This window comes from Melioribacteraceae bacterium (genome assembly GCA_030584085.1).
Classification (GTDB): domain Bacteria; phylum Bacteroidota; class Ignavibacteria; order Ignavibacteriales; family Melioribacteraceae; genus SURF-28.
This window is the reverse complement of record CP129490.1, coordinates 1,072,153-1,090,107: the sequence shown is the minus strand read 5'-3', so window position 1 is coordinate 1,090,107 and position 17,955 is coordinate 1,072,153. Positions and strand designations below refer to the sequence as shown.

The 17,955-nt window shown below is 35.0% G+C and carries 14 protein-coding genes; 5 read left to right on the top strand and 9 right to left on the bottom strand.

Features of this window, described 5'->3' with window-relative positions; translation table 11 throughout:
• Positions 1 to 15 precede the first annotated feature (15 nt).
• The 7 genes from QY331_05020 to QY331_04990 form a co-directional block, all read right to left on the bottom strand.
• Positions 16 to 666: a conjugal transfer protein TraR gene (locus tag QY331_05020; GenBank protein WKZ70615.1), complete on the bottom strand. Its 651-nt coding sequence runs from the start codon at positions 664 to 666 to the stop codon at positions 16 to 18.
• A gap of 25 nt (positions 667 to 691) precedes the next feature.
• Positions 692 to 3,859 carry an isoleucine--tRNA ligase gene (gene ileS, locus QY331_05015; protein WKZ70614.1) on the bottom strand — a complete coding sequence of 1,056 codons (3,168 nt, stop codon included), beginning with the start codon at positions 3,857 to 3,859 and terminating at the stop codon, positions 692 to 694.
• A 29-nt stretch (positions 3,860 to 3,888) separates the two neighbouring features.
• Complete coding sequence (locus tag QY331_05010) at positions 3,889 to 4,500, bottom strand: hypothetical protein (protein ID WKZ70613.1); 612 nt, start codon at positions 4,498 to 4,500, stop codon at positions 3,889 to 3,891.
• On the bottom strand, positions 4,497 to 5,318 hold the full coding sequence (locus tag QY331_05005) for a purine-nucleoside phosphorylase (protein WKZ70612.1): 822 nt from the start codon (positions 5,316 to 5,318) through the stop codon (positions 4,497 to 4,499). The genes QY331_05010 and QY331_05005 overlap by 4 nt, the downstream gene beginning before the upstream one ends.
• The gene (locus QY331_05000; GenBank protein ID WKZ70611.1) at positions 5,315 to 5,857 is read right to left on the bottom strand and encodes a DivIVA domain-containing protein; all 543 of its coding nucleotides are present in this window, start codon (positions 5,855 to 5,857) and stop codon (positions 5,315 to 5,317) included. Before QY331_05000 ends, QY331_05005 begins: the two co-directional genes overlap by 4 nt.
• On the bottom strand, positions 5,854 to 6,558 hold the full coding sequence (locus QY331_04995; protein WKZ70610.1) for a YggS family pyridoxal phosphate-dependent enzyme: 705 nt from the start codon (positions 6,556 to 6,558) through the stop codon (positions 5,854 to 5,856). The genes QY331_05000 and QY331_04995 overlap by 4 nt, the downstream gene beginning before the upstream one ends.
• A 139-nt stretch (positions 6,559 to 6,697) precedes the next feature.
• Positions 6,698 to 10,288 (bottom strand): vitamin B12-dependent ribonucleotide reductase, encoded by a 3,591-nt coding sequence (locus QY331_04990; GenBank protein ID WKZ70609.1) that lies wholly within the window; start codon positions 10,286 to 10,288, stop codon positions 6,698 to 6,700.
• Positions 10,289 to 10,571: 283 nt separating this feature from the next.
• Between QY331_04990 and malQ the strand changes: the two genes are divergently transcribed.
• Both malQ and QY331_04980 read left to right on the top strand, forming a co-directional pair.
• The gene (malQ, locus tag QY331_04985; protein ID WKZ70608.1) at positions 10,572 to 12,092 is read left to right on the top strand and encodes a 4-alpha-glucanotransferase; all 1,521 of its coding nucleotides are present in this window, start codon (positions 10,572 to 10,574) and stop codon (positions 12,090 to 12,092) included.
• A gap of 6 nt (positions 12,093 to 12,098) precedes the next feature.
• Positions 12,099 to 12,581, top strand: a complete 483-nt coding sequence (locus QY331_04980; protein WKZ70607.1) for a TerB family tellurite resistance protein — start codon at positions 12,099 to 12,101, stop codon at positions 12,579 to 12,581.
• Between the two features lie 41 nt (positions 12,582 to 12,622).
• Here QY331_04980 and QY331_04975 read toward each other — a convergent pair whose 3' ends face one another.
• A complete protein-coding gene (locus QY331_04975; GenBank protein WKZ70606.1) occupies positions 12,623 to 13,186 on the bottom strand; it encodes a glutathione peroxidase in 564 nt (187 codons plus the stop codon).
• 101 nt (positions 13,187 to 13,287) lie between these two features.
• Positions 13,288 to 14,271: a phosphate acetyltransferase gene (pta, locus tag QY331_04970; protein WKZ70605.1), complete on the bottom strand. Its 984-nt coding sequence runs from the start codon at positions 14,269 to 14,271 to the stop codon at positions 13,288 to 13,290.
• A 179-nt stretch (positions 14,272 to 14,450) separates the two neighbouring features.
• On the opposite strand from pta, the gene QY331_04965 reads away from it, so the two are divergent.
• The 3 genes from QY331_04965 to QY331_04955 all read left to right on the top strand — a co-directional run bounded on the left by QY331_04965 (position 14,451) and on the right by QY331_04955 (position 17,952).
• Complete coding sequence (locus QY331_04965) at positions 14,451 to 15,509, top strand: AI-2E family transporter (GenBank protein WKZ70604.1); 1,059 nt, start codon at positions 14,451 to 14,453, stop codon at positions 15,507 to 15,509.
• A gap of 84 nt (positions 15,510 to 15,593) precedes the next feature.
• Complete coding sequence (locus tag QY331_04960) at positions 15,594 to 16,991, top strand: MBL fold metallo-hydrolase (GenBank protein WKZ70603.1); 1,398 nt, start codon at positions 15,594 to 15,596, stop codon at positions 16,989 to 16,991.
• Positions 16,951 to 17,952 (top strand): fibronectin type III domain-containing protein, encoded by a 1,002-nt coding sequence (locus QY331_04955; GenBank protein ID WKZ70602.1) that lies wholly within the window; start codon positions 16,951 to 16,953, stop codon positions 17,950 to 17,952. Before QY331_04960 ends, QY331_04955 begins: the two co-directional genes overlap by 41 nt.
• The last annotated feature ends 3 nt before the right edge of the window (positions 17,953 to 17,955 follow it).

The window sequence follows — 17,955 nt, the reverse complement described above, 5'->3', positions numbered from 1 at the left end:
TCCTAATAAAAATTATCACTTACCTTGCATCTTCTGCTTTACTTGTAAACAATGCTGTGTATGAGGAACAGCTTTTAATCTTTCTTTAGGAATTAATGGACAAGTAGGACATAAATTTTGCGGTTCATCGATACAATCAATACAAATTCCATAAGTACCGTTTTCAATTCTTTGGAGAGCTTCTTCAAGATAGGTCAGGAATTTGTTTTCTCTTTGAGCCCACAAATAAAGCTTTTCTCTCTCCATTGCATCAGTACCTTGTTCAGCCATATGTAACGAATAAGGAGAACTTTCATTTACGTATTGTCCTGTAGTCGGATCCATCATCTGATCTTTTAAACTTTGTAGTTGTTCAATGATCTCATTTCGTTTTTGAAGAATGATTTCCTTAAAATCTTCTAAGTCTTTTTTAGGATACCCCTTTACCTTCCTAATTTTTTTACTCGGAGATACTATTTCAACTTCTTGCTGAGTTATTTTTTTCTTAGTTGTTTTTTCGCTTTTAGCTTTAGTTTTTTTTGGGGCTGCCTTTTTAGCTACTGTCTTTTTCACAGTAGTTTTAGATTTTGCAGCTGTCTTTGTGTTTTTTTTCGGGGCAGCTTTTTTCTTTGTGGTAGTTTTAGCAGCCGCCGTGGATTTCTTAACTGTTTTTTTTGCCATTCCCATTATTTATCCTCCCTTGCTGAACTTATTAACGGCTTTTTTCAATTGAAATTTTGCAACTGAATTCGCCAATGTCCCAATTTTCAAGGTACCCGTTGGAAGAAGTACCCGAAGTTAATTCATCAGCTAAAGTTTCGCTTGTTATGTATTCTGAAAATCGACTTATATATTTAATTAATTTTTCGTCAGATTCATAGAAAATTCGGATTTTGTCAATTACGTCAAAATCAGCGTCTTTACGCATGTTTTGAACCCGGTTGACAAATTCTCTCGCATAACCTTCGGCAATTAAATCCTCAGTTAATTCAGTATCAATACCAACGGTTACACCTTCTTCGCTTTCAACCAACCAACCTTCAATTTCGGTACTTATAATTTCGACATCTTCTAAAGTAAGATTAATTTCGTTTTCATCGATAGTAACTTTAAAGCTATTTTCTCTCTCAAGTTTTGCGATGTCATCCTTACTGAATTTAATAATTTCCGCAGCAAGCGATTTCATCAGTTTGCCATATTTTGGACCAAGCGATTTGAAATTTGCTTTGGCAGATTTATTGACAATTCCGGAATCATCTTCTAAAACTTGAAGTTCTTTAATGTTTACTTCTTCCAATATAACATCTTTCATTCTTTCTACTGCTTCACGTTTTGATGGTGAAACCGAAACCAGAATCTTTTTTAATGGCTGACGAACTTTCAAATTATTTTTTGCACGCATTGATCTCGTTATATAAACTACTTTTTGTGCGACATCCATCTTTAGTTCTAAGTCTTCATCATGATAATTGACTTTTGGGAACTGAACTAAATGAACAGATTCGAATTCTTCTTTTCCGGTCGCCTTATTCAAGTTGTTGTAAATTTCTTCAGTCAAGAATGGAGCAAACGGTGAAGCTAGTTTTACAACTGTGTTCAAGCATTCATATAAAGTTTGATATGCCGAAAGTTTATTTTCGTTCATTTCCGATTTCCAGAAACGTCGTCTGCTTCTCCTAACATACCAATTTGATAATTGATCAATTGTAAATTCGGAAACTTCACGTGCGGCTTTTGTTACATCGTAATTGTTCATGTACTCTTCAAAATCTTTTACTAAAGTGCCAAGCTTTGAAATTATCCAACGATCAATTTCCGGTCGTTTTTCATAAGGAATTATTTCCTCTTTGAAATCAAACTTGTCGATGTTTGCATATAGTGCAAAGAAGGAATATGTGTTAAGTAGAGTTCCGAAAAACTTACGCTGAACTTCAACAATACCCTCTTCATCGAATAATGTGGGTTTCCAAGGCGGACTTGTAGTAACCATATACCAACGAGTAGCGTCGGCTCCGTATTTATCGAATAATTCAAAAGGATCAACCGTATTGCCTTTTGATTTAGACATCTTCATTCCGTTTTTATCAAGAATCAATTCGTTTACTATAAGATTCTTGTATGCAACATTATCGAATAACATAGTTCCAATTGCATGAAGTGTATAGAACCATCCTCGTGTTTGATCAATACCTTCGCAGATAAAATCGGCGGGATAATTCTTTTCAAACAATTCTTTATTTTCAAACGGATAATGATACTGCGCAAACGGCATTGCACCGGAATCAAACCAGACATCAATGAGTTCAGGAGTTCGAGTATAAATCTTTCCGTTTCTCTCAAACTTAATATCATCAACAAACGGTCTGTGTAGGTCGATTTCTTCTTCTTTTAAATCGGCAACTTTAATTTTCTTTCCGTCTCTTTCAATATAACCTTCCTTCAATTCAGCAATACTGCCGATAGCAAACATATCACTGTCTTCACTTACCCAAATTGGTAAAGGCGTAGCCCAGAATCTATCACGCGATAAAGCCCAATCTTTATTTTCATCCAACCAATTACCGAATCTTCCGCTTCCAACTTCCGGCGGATGCCAGCCGATTGTTTTATTTAGTTCAACCATTCGATCAGCAATTTGTGTTGTTCTGATAAACCATGATTCACGGGCATAGTAGATTATGGGAACGTTATCAAATCTCCAACTGAAGGGATAAGAGTGAATTATGGTTTCTTTCTTATAAAGTTGACCGCGTTCTCTCAACATTCTGATAATACCTTCATCAGCATCTTTTACAAACTGCCCGACAAAGTCTGTTACTTCTGCAGTAAATCTTCCTCCTCTATCTACAGGCTGCGCAAACGGAAGATCATATTTTTTAGAAATTTCATAGTCATCCGCACCAAATGCGGGTGCAATGTGAACTATTCCGGAACCATCTTCTGTACTTACAAAATCAGCTTCAACTACAAAACAAGCTTTCTTTTCATACTTCACATAGTTGAACAATTGTTCGTATTCTTGTCCGGCTAAATCTTTTCCTTTGTACTCGGAAATTATTTCATATTCATTTCTGATAACTTCTAATCTTTCTTTTGCAAGGATTAGATATGCGTCATCGGTTTTAATTTTTACATAGTCTATTTCCGGTCCGACGGCTAAACCAACGTTTGAGATTAAAGTCCAAGGAGTTGTTGTCCAAACTAAGAAAAATGTATCTCCTTCTTTCGTCAAATCGGATTCTTTTATTTTCATCACAACATAAACAGAAGGATCCTTGGTTTCCCGATAACCTAAAGCCAATTCATGCGATGAAAGCGGTGTTTCCGCCTTAGGATCTTGAGGAACAATTTTATAATCCTTATAGATGAGTCCCTTCTCAAACAGAGTTTTTAAAGCCCACCAAACCGATTCAATATAGTTATTTGTACATGTAACATATGCATCATCAAGATTAACCCAATAACCCATTCGAGTAGTCATCTTTTCCCAAAGATCGAGATAAGTGAAAACAGAATCTTTACATGCTGCATTATATTTTGCAATTCCGTATACGGGAATTTCACTTTTACTTTTTATGCCGAGAGATTTTTCAACTTCGATTTCAACAGGTAATCCATGAGTATCCCAACCGGCTTTTCTGTTAACGTGATATCCTTGTAGAGTTTTATAACGGCATACTAAATCTTTAAGAACTCTTGCCATAACATGGTGGATGCCGGGTTTACCGTTTGCCGTGGGCGGACCTTCGTAAAAGGTAAATGGTTTGTTTTCGTCTCTAGTAGAAATTGATTTTTCAAAAATTTGTTTTTCTTTCCAGAACTTTAAAATTTCTTCTTCAATTTTGGGATATGAAATATTTCCTTCGTACTGCTTGAACATTATTATTACCGTAATTTTCAGTTAGTGGATTAGTCAGCTTCGTATTTTTTTATTAATTCTTTTTCCGTTCTTAAAAATTCTTTTAACTGCATTTCTATTTCTTTTTTACGGTTAATCATCTCAACCGATTCGCGTTCCGCTTCAACCATAAGACTATCTGCTTTGGATTTTGCTTCACGAATAATTATCTGTGCTTCTCTTTCGGCATCTTCGGCAATTTTTCTATTTAACTGAACTTGATGTTTTAGATTTTCCATTTCCTTTTGGACAGCGATCAATTCGGCAACAGCTAATCCAAAAATTCCCATTACACCCAGCATTACATTACGGAGTGAAAAGAGAATGAAGTTTTCCGTCAAATAATCATTGATACCGAAATAACTTCTGAAGAATGTTACGAGGAACAAACTCATTACAGAAGTAGCAACAATAACAGCAAAGACTAATTTACCGCCATGGCTCCAACCTAGTGTTTTATCAATGATCCAGCCACAAGAGAAGGCAAAAATAGAAAGAATAAACCAGACGGCAAAGTTTAAAATTTCACCGGTAAATAGCTTTGGACTGAGAAAATTCGAGCTAAATATTATCAATCCAAGTAGTACTGCTGTAGCGTATTTATACACAAATTTGTTTATCATAGTTTGTTTATAACTTCCTTCATAATTTTTGTCATTTTCGGTTCTGCTTCCATCGCGGCGGCAATTATTTCTTCAACATTAACTGCTTTTAAGGAATCCGGGAAACACTCATCTGTTATAATGCTGAAACCTAAAACCCTCATTCCCATGTGATTGGCAACTATATTTTCCGGAATTGTTGACATTCCTACAACATCAGCACCAATTCCTCTCAAAAATCTATATTCGGCTTTGGTTTCTAAGTTTGGACCCGGAACAGCAACGTAAACTCCTTTGTGGAGTTTGATCTTATTTTCAAGAGCAACTTGTTCTGCTAATTCAATTAGTTCCAAATTATATGGTTCACTCATGTCGGGGAATCTTGGACCAAGATCATCTTCATTAGGTCCAATCAACGGATTATCACCAAGTAGATTTATATGATCGAGCATCAGCATCACATCACCACGTTTGTAAATCGGATTCATCCCACCGCATGCGTTTGATACAAGCAAAGTTTTAACACCAAGAAATTTCATTACTCTTACGGGATATGTAATTTGCTTCATCGTATAACCTTCGTAGTAATGAAATCTTCCTTGCATAGCAACAACTTTTTTATTTCCAATCGATCCAAAGATCAGTTTACCATGGTGAGACTCAACTGTAGAAATAGGAAAATGTGGTAAATCACCGTATTCAATTTCGTGATCAATTTTAATTTCCTTAACTAATCCGCCAAGTCCGGTTCCGAGAATAATTCCGATTTCATACTCATCTTTTGTGTGTTTACGGATTACTTCTAATGTTTCATTAATCATTTCTTTCAACTTACTCATAAGAGTTTCTCCAATATTTCATCAGCATTAATTTTAGAATCTATATCCTTTTTTGCGGAAGTAAAATCAACTTCGGTTTCCTCAATTATTCTTTCCCTAAAACTTGATTCAAGCAGGTGTGATTGAGTATCTACCATTGCTCGTAATTTTGCTACGAGTAAGTTTTTTTCTTCACGTAGTTTTAGAACTGCATCACGAATATCATTAGCTTTTTCTTTTGCTTCTTCAATAATTTGTGCGGCTTTCAATTCTGATTCTTTAATCAATAGAGCAGTCTGTTTTTTTGCAGATTCAACGGCTTTTGAAGAAGATTCTTGCGCTGATAATAAAGTGGATTGCAAGTTTTTTTCTATTCTTCTGTAACCTTCCATTTGGGAATTCATTTTTTCGATTTCTGCAACCAGCTTTGAATTTTCTGCTTGAAGTCTCTCAACTTCGTCAGATAATTGTTCGAGGTATGCTTTTACTTCATCTCTGTCAAAACCGCGAACTGTTCGACTGAATTCTTGATTTTTTATACTGAAAGGTGTGAATTTCATTGTTCATTCCATTTTTGTGAATAATCACGTTCTCCGAATATTGCCGTCCCAATCCGGATAATTGTTGATCCTTCTTCAATAGCTAAATCAAAATCGTTTGTCATTCCCATTGATAATTCTGTCAGGTTGTAACCGATTCCGTTTAATTCTTCTTTCCATTCTCTAAGTTGAACAAAGCAGTCCCGGATAATTTTTTTATCGTCTGTATATGGAGCCATCGTCATTAAACCAATAGGTTTTACATTTCTCGATTTATCAGCTACATCAACTAATTTTTTGAGAGAGTTAAAATCCCTCAAACCATATTTATTTGATTCATCAGAAGTATTCACCTCAAACAAAATTTTCTGAATTTTATTTTCTGCTTCTGCTCTTTTGTTAATTTCATCCAAAACTTTGTCTGAGTCAACTGAGTGAATCATTTCAGCAGATTTGACTGCATACTTCACTTTATTAGTTTGAAGATGGCCTATAAAATGCCAGAAAATTCCCTCGGATTTTATCTCCGATTTATCTCGTAATTCTTGAGCTTTATTTTCTCCAAAGTGAAGAAGTCCACATTTTTGAACTTCCTCAATCGCTGAAATCGGATTGTTTTTTGAAACTGCAATCAGCAAAATTTCAGATGAATTTCTTCCGCATTTTCTGCAAATTTCATCGATTTTCTGCTGTAATCTATTAATATTATCGTGAATCATCATTTCTAATCAAGTTTGAGAATCTATTAGTTTTAGCCCCAAAAGTCAACGAAAAAACCGAATAAAATTATCTTTTATTAAATATCGTAAACAAAAAAGGGGCTCCGAAAAGCCCCTCTAAAAAAAGTTTATTTGATATTTATTAACTACATCCGGTTGTAGAGCCGCATGTAGTACATTTTAGACATGTTCCGTTACGAACCATGGTCATACTACCACACTCGGAACAGATATCACCTGTGTAACCTTTTTCTTTAGCTTTCACCATTTGTTTATGAGTTGCAAGAACTTTACTTCTTTCGGAGCGTCCGTTTGTTCCATTAGTACCATTAGTTCCGGAGTGATTCGGGTCTTCGTATTCATCCGAGGTTGGATCAAGTTCGATCATTCTAACGCTGATAATTTCTTCACTCTCGTAATCATCAGCTTCTGTTCTAACTTTATTTTTCGATTTCATCTTTAATTCTTCTTCGTCAACGTGTGCAAGGTCTGTTCTTCCAAGATAGGTTACTGCAAGTTCTCTGAAAATATAATCAATAACGGAAGTTGACATCTTGATTCTTTCATTGCCTACTACAATGCCGCTCGGTTCAAATCGAGTGAATACAAACGCATCAACAAATTCTTCAAGAGGAACTCCATGCTGCAAACCGAGTGAAATTGCAATTGCAAAATTATTTAACAGACTTCTAAAAGCCGCGCCTTCTTTATGCATATCTATAAAGATCTCGCCTATTTGACCGTTTTCATATTCACCGGTTCGAATGTAAACTGTGTTACCGTTTATCTTTGCTTTCTGTGTGTAGCCGGTTCTGCGATCAGGAAGTCTTCTTCTTTTAGCAATGTATCGGTGAATAATTCTTTCAGCAACTTTAACTAAATCGTTTTCTTCTTTGTCCTCTAAGATTTCTTCGATTTCTTCAACAGACATCGAATTAAGAGGTTGGGATAATTTTGACCCATCACGATAAAGTGCGTTGGCTTTTAATCCCAATCTCCATGATTCTAAATAAGCCGATTTAATATCTTCTATGGTCGCTTCGTTCGGAAGGTTAATTGTTTTTGAAATTGCGCCTGAAATAAATGGTTGTGCAACCGCCATCATTCTTATATGTGCTTCGGGCTGAATGAATCTTGTTCCCTTTTTCCCGCATCTGTTCGCGCAATCAAAAACCGGATAATGCTCGGGACTTAAGAAAGGTGCTCCTTCGATTGTCATTGTACCGCATACATAATCATTAGCTGCAGCAATTTCTTCTTTTGTATAACCAAGTTCTTTTAATAAATCGAAGTCAAAATCATTGATAAGTTCTTTTTTCAAACCAAGTGTGTTGATTAAGAAATCTTCTCCGATTGTGAACTTATTAAAAGCAAATCCAATTTCGAAGACTGACGGAAGCATACTCTCAATTTTCTTAATTACATCTTCGGTAAAACCCTTGCTTCTTAAACTTTCTTTATTAATGTGCGGACAACCGGCTAAAGTACCGGCACCTTTTGCATATTTAACTATTTCTTTGATTTGCTCGTCCGTATATTCCAACTTCTTAAGAGCCGGCGGAATTGATTGATTAATAATTTTGAAGTATCCACCGCCTGCTAATTTTTTGAATTTCACAAGTGAGAAGTCCGGTTCAATTCCCGTTGTATCACAATCCATAACCAAACCGATAGTTCCGGTTGGAGCAATTACGGTAACTTGTGCATTTCTGTATCCATACTTAGTGCCAAGCTCAACCGCACGATCCGATTCTTCTCTAGCTGCTTCTAAAAGACTGTTTGGACAAAATTCAGGATTTATACCTTGCGGATAAATCGATAATCCTTCATATTCTTCCTTACGAACATTATATGCTGCTCTTCTATGGTTCCTCAACACACGAAGCATATGTTCTTTATTCTTTTTGAATTCGGGAAATGCACCATGTTCTTTTGCCATTTCTGCTGATGCAGCATAAGCGCCCATGTGCATAATCGAAGTTATAGCTCCCGCAATTGCGTAAGCATGATCACTATCGTAAGGAATACCTTGTCTCATTAAAAGTGAACCTAAATTCGCATAGCCTAAACCGAGTGTTCTATAATCATAACTTAATTGAGCAATTTCTTTACTTGGGTACTGTGCCATAAGTACACTAACTTCTAAAACTACAGTCCATAATCTAACGGCATGTTTAAACGCATCAACATCAAATTTATGTTCGGTGTCACTGTAAAATCTCACTAAGTTTAATGATGCGAGATTACAAGCAGTGTCATCAAGAAACATATATTCACTACAAGGATTTGATGCACGGATTTCGCCACTTGCTGGACACGTATGCCATTCATTAATTGTTGTGTGATATTGTAATCCGGGATCAGCTGATGACCATGCCGAAAATGCAATATCATCCCAAAGTTTGGAAGCTTTTACAGCTTTGTATGGCTTCGGAACTCTACCGGCTTTTTTGGCTCTTTCTAATTCTACTCTCCAATATAAACTCCAATCGCTATCGCTAATAACAGCTTGCATAAAATCATTTGTTACACGAACAGAATTGTTTGAATTTTGACCGGAAACAGTTGCATATGCATCCGAATTCCAATCAGTATCGTAAGTTGGAAATTCTATTGATTTAAATCCAAGCTTTGCCAAGTGAATAACACGTTCTATATAATTTTCCGGCACGTTGCTTTTACGTGCTTCGAGAACTGCTTCTTTTAATCTTTTATTTGTTTTTTTACTAAAGCGGTCGTTCTCGGGATGTTCATCATAGCATGCCTTCATTATTTTATTTAGGTGATAATTACATGCTTTTGAACCTGCTACTAAAGCTGCAACTTTTTGTTCCTCGATAACTTTCCAATTAATGTATTCTTCTATATCCGGATGATCGATATCTAAAGTTACCATTTTAGCTGCACGACGTGTTGTTCCACCAGATTTAATAGCACCGGCTGAACGATCACCAATCTTTAAAAATGACATCAAGCCGGAAGATTTTCCACCACCACTCAGCGGTTCATCGGCACCACGAAGATTTGAGAAATTACTTCCAGTTCCAGAACCATATTTGAAAAGTCGTGCTTCTCTAACCCACAAATCCATAATACCGCCTTCATTAACTAAATCGTCTGATACGGATTGAATAAAACATGCATGCGGTTGAGGATGTGTATAAGCGTCTTCGGATTTTGTAAGTTTACCGGTTTGATAATCCACATAATAATGTCCCTGTGCCGGGCCATTAATTCCATAAGCCCAGTGCAGCCCAGTATTAAACCATTGCGGACTATTAGGCGCACAATATTGACGGGCTAACATATATTTCATCTCGTCAAAAAAAGATAAGGCATCTTCTTCCGTATCAAAGTAATTGGCTTTCCAACCCCAGTAAGTCCAAGTACCGGCTAAACGATTAAAAACTTGACGAGAATCAGATTCGGATGAATATCTTTCTTTTTCAGGCAACTCTTCAAGTCTCTTCGTGTCGGCTGCGGAGGCTTGTAGCCATTTAGGCACATTGTCTTCCTTAACTTTTTTTAGAAGTTTAGGGACACCGGCTTTTCTAAAATACTTTTGGGCAATCACATCGGTTGCTACTTGTGACCATTGCTTGGGAATTACCACATCATCCATTTTGAAAACTATTGATCCGTCAGGATTTTTTATCTCTGAGGTTCTTTTTACAAATTCTATACTATCGAAAGGGTCTTTACCAGCGGTGGTGAACTTACGGGTAATTTTCATCTATTAAATCTCCCTACACTAAAATCTTTGGAAACATTATTTATAAAAACAAATTTTACTAACAGCTTTTTCTTTTTGCTCATCTCGATGTGGAAAGCAAATTAAGTATTATTTTTTTTTTAAGCAATCAATTGATGACATTTTGAAAAAATTAATATATCAGTGTATCAAATAGCACAAATAACGGGGGTGCTAATATAGAAAAATAATTTAAAAGTACAGTCGTCATTTCCTAACTTAATTTATATTTTCGTAAAAGCTAATTAAATCAATAGGATATCAAATGGAATTAACTCGTTCAGCAGGATTATTATTGCATCCAACTTCCCTTCCTTCACCTTACGGAATTGGTGATTTAGGTAAAGATGCTTACAAATTTTTAGATTTCATGAAAGCAGCAGGACAAACATTATGGCAGGTTTTCCCTCTCGGACCAACAGGTTATGGTGATTCTCCTTATCAATGTTTCTCAGCTTTTGCTGGCAATCCACTGTTAATCAGTCCGGACTTATTAATTGAAGAACACCTATTATCACATGATGATCTAAAAGATAAAGAGGCTTTTGATCCGATCAATATTGATTTTGGTTCTATTATTAATTGGAAGAAAGGAATTCTAAAAAAAGCATACATCAATTTCAAAGAAAATAAGAATCGGTTTAAAACTGATTATGAAGCATTCTGTAGCAATAACACTGAATGGTTAGATGACTTTGCCCTTTTCATGGCATGTAAAGAATATCATGGTGGTATTCAATGGACAGAGTGGGAAAGAGAAATTGCTTTCCGTGAAGGAGATGCTGTCGCGAAATGGTCAAAAAAACTAAGCGATGATGTTGAATATCATAAATTTGTTCAGTTCACTTTTAATAAACAATGGAAATCTGTTGTAAGATATGCACATTCTCACGGAATAAAAGTTATCGGTGATCTTCCGATATTTATAGCGTACGATTCAGCCGATTTATGGGCAAACAAAAGTCAGTTTACCGTAAACGATGAAGGAAAACTTGAAACGGTTGCAGGAGTTCCACCAGACTATTTTAGTGCTACCGGACAACTTTGGGGTAATCCTCTTTACAAATGGGACGTAATGGAAAAAGATAATTTTGCTTGGTGGACTCAAAGATTCGCGAAATTATTTGAATTGGTTGATATAGTTCGCGTTGATCATTTCCGTGGCTTTGAAGCTTACTATTCGATACCTGGCGATGCCGAAACTGCAATGACCGGAGAATGGATTAAAGCTCCCGGAGAAAAATTATTTAATACTATAAGAGAAAAATTAGGTAAACTTTCTATTATAGCAGAAGACTTAGGAATCATAACAAAAGAAGTTGAAGCACTCAGAGACAAATTCGAATTCCCCGGAATTAAAATTTTGCAATTTGCATTCGGTGAAGGAAACGAAACAAAGTTCCTCCCTCACAATCATGTAAAAAATTGTGTAGTACATACAGGTTCACATGATAATGATACTACTCGCGGATTCTTCGAAAAGGAAAAACAAAATGGCAGCGGAATTTACGAGTGGACTCAAGAATATCTGAACTATTATGGTGATGATATGTGTTTTGCAACAATCAAAACTGCTTATTCTTCTGTAGCGGATATTGTTGTAATCCCGATGCAAGATGTATTGAATTTGGGAACCGAAGCAAGGATGAATTTCCCAAGTAAACTCGGCGGAAATTGGACTTGGCGTTTTACTTGGAATCAGATAAACGAAGATCTTATAAAAACTTATAAGAGAATGACTGAAATGTATGATCGTCCTCCCAAAAAGAAGGAAGAAAATAATTAAAGGATAATGATGTTAAAATTTTTTAGAGATTTGTTAAGCGATAATAAAGAAAATAATCATCAGCACTATTCATCGGATTCGGTATCCGAAAAGAGTGAAAGGAAATTACAATTAGCTACATGTGCTTTATTCTTAGAAGTCGCACATGCCGATGATAAGTTTCATCAAGATGAGCGTGAGAAAATTATTTCATTAATGAAAGATATGTTTGAATTAAATGATGAAGAAATCGAAGAACTAATTAAACAATCTGATGAAATAGTGAAAGATAGCGTTAGTATTTATGAATTTACCGATGTGGTAAATAAATATTTTAATACAGCAGAAAAATATGAAGTAATCAAAAATTTGTGGCGATTAATTTTGGTTGATGAAAAAGTTCATAAATACGAAGAGCATTTTGTTAGAACAATCAGTAATAATTTTCATCTTGAACACAAGGATATGATAGCTGCAAAGCTAGAAGTAAAAGAAGAACTTGGTTTGTAATTATTTAAGTAGAGCTTTGATTAATCAAAGCTCTATTTGAATTATTTTTGTAACTCTGTTTCAATTGAATTAACGATCTCATCACTTAACGGTTCAATTTTGCTTCGGTATCTCGCAACAACATCACCATTTTTAGCAATTAAGAATTTTTCGAAATTCCATTTAATATCACCTTGCTCGGTAGTCGGATTGTTAATCAATTTTTCATAAAGAGGTTCTTTATCGTCACCAAGAACTTTTATTTTGTCAAACAATGGGAATTCTACACCGAAGGTTGTGCTGCAAAATTCTTCAATCTCCTTGTTACTGCCGGGTTCTTGTCCACCGAAATCATTACAAGGGAATGCAAGAATTTCAAAACCTTTATCTTTATACTTTGAGTACAATTCTTGCAATCCGGCATACTGTTTTGTATAACCGCATTTACTTGCGACGTTTACTATTAATAACACCTTCCCTTCATAATCCGAGAGCGAAACTTCTTTCCCGGAAATATCTTTAACTTTTATATCATGTATATTATTAGACATTGATTCACCTTCATTATTTTGTGCAAAACTGATTAATACAAAAAATAGTAGAAACGGAATTACGAATTTCTTCATCTAGTCCTCCGATTGTTTATTGATTAACACAAAAATATAGTGAAATGTTTCATTGGAAGGAAAAAATCCCGGAATTTATTTATCCCGGGATCTTAAAAAAATTAATCAGCCATTAAACAAGAAATTGAAGCTGTATTAACGATATCATCAACACTGCAACCACGGCTTAAATCGAACAATGGTTTTTTCAATCCTTGAACAACCGGACCAACTGCTTCTGCACCGCCTAAACGCTGTGCAATTTTATAACCGATATTACCGGCTTGTAAATCCGGGAAAACTAAAACGTTTGCTCTTCCAGCCACTTCACTACCGGGAGCTTTCTTTTTACCTATTGAATCGATTATTGCCGCATCAAATTGTAACTCGCCGTCGATTTTTAAATTTGGTCTTTTTTCTTTAGCAATTTTCAATGCTTCCAAAACTTTATCAACTAACTCATGTTTTGCACTTCCCTTTGTTGAAAATGATAGCATTGCAACATATGGTTCTTCACCTGTTAACTTAAAATGATTTTCGGCTGTTGTAACAGCGATATCCGCTAGTTGTGAAGCATCGGGATTAGGAACAACCGCACAATCGGCAAAGCTGTAGGTTTTTTCGGGATAAATCATCAAAAAGAAACTTGATACAATCGAAATCCCTTCGGGCATTCCCACACATTGAATTGCGGCGCGGAGAACGTCACCGGTTGATGCAGTTGAGCCGGCAACAAATCCATCAGCCATTCCTTCACGAACCATCATCGCACCGAAGAATAAATCTTTTTTCATTGTCTCACGCGATTCTTCTATTGTCAATCCCTTATGTTTTCTTAAGTTAAAAAACACATTAGAAAAATCGCTATGTTTTTCAGATTTTAATGGATCAATAATTCGCACACCTTGTAAATTAACTTTTAGTTCGGATGCTTTGCTTCTTACATGTTCTTCTTTTCCAATTGTGATCACAGATGCAACGTTTTCTTTCACAAGTTTTTCCGCTGCAAACAAAACTCTATCGTCATGTGATTCAGGCAATACAACAGTTTTTTTTCTTTTGGAAGCGTTTGTTTTAATTTGATTTAATAATTCTAATTCCGCCATTTTACACACCTTTTTTACTGAAATTTTATCATCAAATATAACAAATACAGACATTCTTATCATAATTTAGAGTTCTGAAAGTTGTCATATCTCAAAAAACATTCAGAATTCTACTAAGCAATAATCACAATTTATACTTAATTTTAGAAACGTAAGTAACAAGTGAAGGTTTTTACAAAATGAGCTTTTCTGATCTAACTTTGAGAAAGTTAACAAAATATACAGCTGGTCTGATAGGGCTTGGTCTGCTGGTTTATTTCTCTATACTAGTTTCTGATATAATAGTAATGTTAATTCTTTCAATTTTGTTAGCCTTTATTTTCAATCCACTAGTAATGTTTTTCGAAAAAAATGGTCTAAATAGATTTGTCTCGGTCATATTAGTTTTCTTAATTGCAACGTTCACAATAGTGATTGGTTTTTCTTTTTTGATTCCTAAAATCGTCAAGCAACTAAATGTAATTGCGGTTAATCTTAGCAATGAAAACATCGAAGCTATTTTGGGTGAGTTTAATCAAACTCTCGAAAATGTTTTGCCTTTTGTAAGTGCGGATAAAATCGTACAACAACTAAGCACTTTCTTTTCCGATTTATTTTTTAACTCAATAGATAATATTACCGAAATTGTTACAAGCATTATTTCCGTTATTGCAATAGCAGTAATTGTTCCGTTTATGACCTTCTTCATATTAAAAGACAAACACAGAATTGTTAAAGGAATAATTGATATAATGCCCAATAAATATTTCGAAGTTTCTTATTGGGTAATCAAAAAAATATCACATCAACTTGGAAGGTATGTAAGAAGCTGGATTTTTGATGCATTCATTGTTGGATTAATGGCAACAATCGGCTTATCGATACTCGGTATTCAAAATTCAATCACTATCGGAGCGATTGCCGGCATTGGACATTTGATTCCTTATTTTGGTCCGGTAATTGGTGGGCTTCCGGCAATTATAATCTCCTTAATCCAATTCGGTGATTTATCAATGCTCCCTTCAATAACACTGATGTTTGTGATTATATACACAATTGATAATGGTTACATCCAACCGAATGTGTTTTCAAAAGGGACAGATATTCATCCGTTATTAATTATCATTTTAATTTTGGTTGGAAGTCAAGCTATGGGAATTCTCGGAATGCTTCTAGCAGTTCCGGCTGCGACGGTAATAAAAACAGCCGCTCGGGAAATTTATTACGGTTACAAAAATTACAAAATTATTAAAGCATAGTTTTTCCCCAAAAAGTTCTCTCCTATTTTTGTAAATTGAATCCAACTTAAATTCAATACTATATCACAATTACGGCTCAAGACTATGAAAATAAAATTTATTGGTGCCGCCGAAACAGTTACAGGTTCGATGCATTTAATTGAAGCTGCCGGGAAAAAATTCTTGTTGGATTGCGGACTCTATCAAGGTAAAAGAAAACTGGCTTATGAGATCAACAAAAATTTCGACGAGTTCGATCCAAAAGAAATTGATTTTGTAATTTTATCACATGCTCACATTGATCATTCCGGCAATCTACCTTCACTTGTTAAAAATGGATTTGGTGGGAATATCTATTCAACATTTGCAACAAGAGATCTTTGCTCAATTATGTTGATGGATAGCGCTCATATTCAGGAAAAAGACGTTCAGTACGTAAATAAAAAACGGGCAAAGCTTGGTAAAAATTTATTTGAACCACTTTACAATCAAGAGAATGCTCAAGATGCATTGAAAAAATTTATCGGTGTGAATTATTATCATAAATATCGAATTGATGAAAGCATTTCATTCTCATTTGTTGATGCGGGGCATATTCTTGGATCGGCTGTCACACATATTGAAATAAACGAGAATGGAACTCGATTTAATCTTGGTTTTACAGGTGATTTGGGAAGACCAAATTTGCCGATCCTTAAGGATCCCGAAAAAATTCCACCCGTCGATATTCTGATATGTGAAAGTACTTACGGAAACAAACTTCATGGTGACCCGGTAAATGCTGAAAACGCATTGATTGATGTAATAAATAAGGCAATACAGAGAAATGGCAAAATAATAATACCGGCTTTTAGTGTTGGACGGACTCAAGAATTAGTCTTTGAACTTCACAAAATTTTCGAAAGTAATAAAGTTAAACGACTACCGGTTTATGTCGATAGTCCGCTTTCGGTAAATGCTACTGAAGTTTTTAGGTTGCACCCGGAATGTTTTGATAACGAGACTGCACGATTTCTTGTTGAGAATAAAGATCCTTTCGGTTTCAATCAGCTTCATTATATAACAGAAACTGAAGATTCAAAAAAACTTAACGAACTCAACGAACCAGCAATTATAATCTCCAGCAGCGGTATGTGTGAAGCCGGAAGAATTCAACATCACCTGCTTAACAACATTGAGGATGAAAAGAATATCATTTTAATAGTTGGTTATTCAGCACAGCATACTTTAGGAAGAAGAATTACAGATCGTGAACCAGAAGTAAAGATATTCGGTGATCCTTATAAACTTAATGCCGAAGTAATTGTTCTTGATTATTTTAGTGCTCATGCGGATCAAAGTGAGCTTCTGGATTATTGTGATAAGTTTGATAAAAGTAGAATGCAAAATTTATTCTTAGTTCACGGTGAAAGTGATCAACAGAATGTGTTAAGAACAAAATTAATCGAACTTGGATTTAAGGATGTTACAATTCCTCAAAAAGGCGACACTTTTTCTTTTTAGTTTGTTAACCGCACTTATCTTTTTGAGCTGCGAGCGAAATTCTCCAACAGAAATTATTGATGACGGAATACCTCCAACTGCTCCAATTGGTTTGAGTGTTTTTCGTCAGTATGATGGTGAAGTCGGAATCGAGTGGATCTCAAATTTGGAGAAGGATATAAAATTTTATAAAATCTTTAGATCAATCTCAAATGAGAATAATTTTGCAGTTATTGATTCAACATCTTCAACCTATTTTTTGGATGTAGGTTTGGAGTATGATTCAACTTACTATTACAAAATTAAAGCCGTTGATTTATTCGGTTACGAAAGTGATTTTTCAGCATATGTAAGTGCGGTTCCTCAAAATTTATATCCACCCTACCCACCATATTATCTTAGTATCAATGCACGAAATTGGAACGATTCACTTTCAATGAAAATAACTTTCGGAAACTCTTTCAGCACGGATGTAAAACATTATGAAATTCATAGATCGTTAAACCCGAATTTTTCACCTGATAATTCTTCGCTTATTGGAGTTACAAACGAACTATCATTTATTGACAAAAATCATTTAGATTTATTGGTAGATTATTATTACAAAATAATTTCAGTGGATAAGGGGAATTTACAAAGTCAACCATCGGTAGAAGTTAGAGATTTTCTTTTAGATAAGCCGATTCAAATTTCACCTGAAAATAATGCAAGTGTTGACTATTTTGCTGAATTCAAGATTCAAACTTGTTCAAAACCGGCGGACTATAGAATCGTGGTTCAAGCAAATGAAATTTATGGTCCTTTGACTGAAATAAATTTTTCAAGTAATGAAATAAATAAAATTATTACAGTGCCTATAAAAAATATAACTTTCGCAGCTTATGCAGATTATTATTGGAGAGTATTCACTTATACCAAAGGTAATAATATTCCAAATTCATTTTCGAAGCTACAGAAATTTACAATAATTCCGGGCGGCTAGGCT

What these genes read in the sequence shown, in the direction of transcription:
- QY331_04965 (WKZ70604.1), top strand. Translation starts at nt 14,451, where the DNA reads ATGAGCTTTTCTGATCTAACTTTGAGAAAGTTAACAAAATATACAGCT.
- pta (WKZ70605.1), bottom strand. Translation starts at nt 14,271, where the DNA reads ATGGCGGAATTAGAATTATTAAATCAAATTAAAACAAACGCTTCCAAA.
- QY331_04990 (WKZ70609.1), bottom strand. Translation starts at nt 10,288, where the DNA reads ATGAAAATTACCCGTAAGTTCACCACCGCTGGTAAAGACCCTTTCGAT.
- QY331_04955 (WKZ70602.1), top strand. Translation starts at nt 16,951, where the DNA reads ATGTTACAATTCCTCAAAAAGGCGACACTTTTTCTTTTTAGTTTGTTA.
- QY331_05005 (WKZ70612.1), bottom strand. Translation starts at nt 5,318, where the DNA reads ATGAGTAAGTTGAAAGAAATGATTAATGAAACATTAGAAGTAATCCGT.
- malQ (WKZ70608.1), top strand. Translation starts at nt 10,572, where the DNA reads ATGGAATTAACTCGTTCAGCAGGATTATTATTGCATCCAACTTCCCTT.
- ileS (WKZ70614.1), bottom strand. Translation starts at nt 3,859, where the DNA reads ATGTTCAAGCAGTACGAAGGAAATATTTCATATCCCAAAATTGAAGAA.
- QY331_04980 (WKZ70607.1), top strand. Translation starts at nt 12,099, where the DNA reads ATGATGTTAAAATTTTTTAGAGATTTGTTAAGCGATAATAAAGAAAAT.
- QY331_05000 (WKZ70611.1), bottom strand. Translation starts at nt 5,857, where the DNA reads ATGAAATTCACACCTTTCAGTATAAAAAATCAAGAATTCAGTCGAACA.
- QY331_04975 (WKZ70606.1), bottom strand. Translation starts at nt 13,186, where the DNA reads ATGAAGAAATTCGTAATTCCGTTTCTACTATTTTTTGTATTAATCAGT.
- QY331_05010 (WKZ70613.1), bottom strand. Translation starts at nt 4,500, where the DNA reads ATGATAAACAAATTTGTGTATAAATACGCTACAGCAGTACTACTTGGA.
- QY331_05020 (WKZ70615.1), bottom strand. Translation starts at nt 666, where the DNA reads ATGGGAATGGCAAAAAAAACAGTTAAGAAATCCACGGCGGCTGCTAAA.
- QY331_04995 (WKZ70610.1), bottom strand. Translation starts at nt 6,558, where the DNA reads ATGATGATTCACGATAATATTAATAGATTACAGCAGAAAATCGATGAA.
- QY331_04960 (WKZ70603.1), top strand. Translation starts at nt 15,594, where the DNA reads ATGAAAATAAAATTTATTGGTGCCGCCGAAACAGTTACAGGTTCGATG.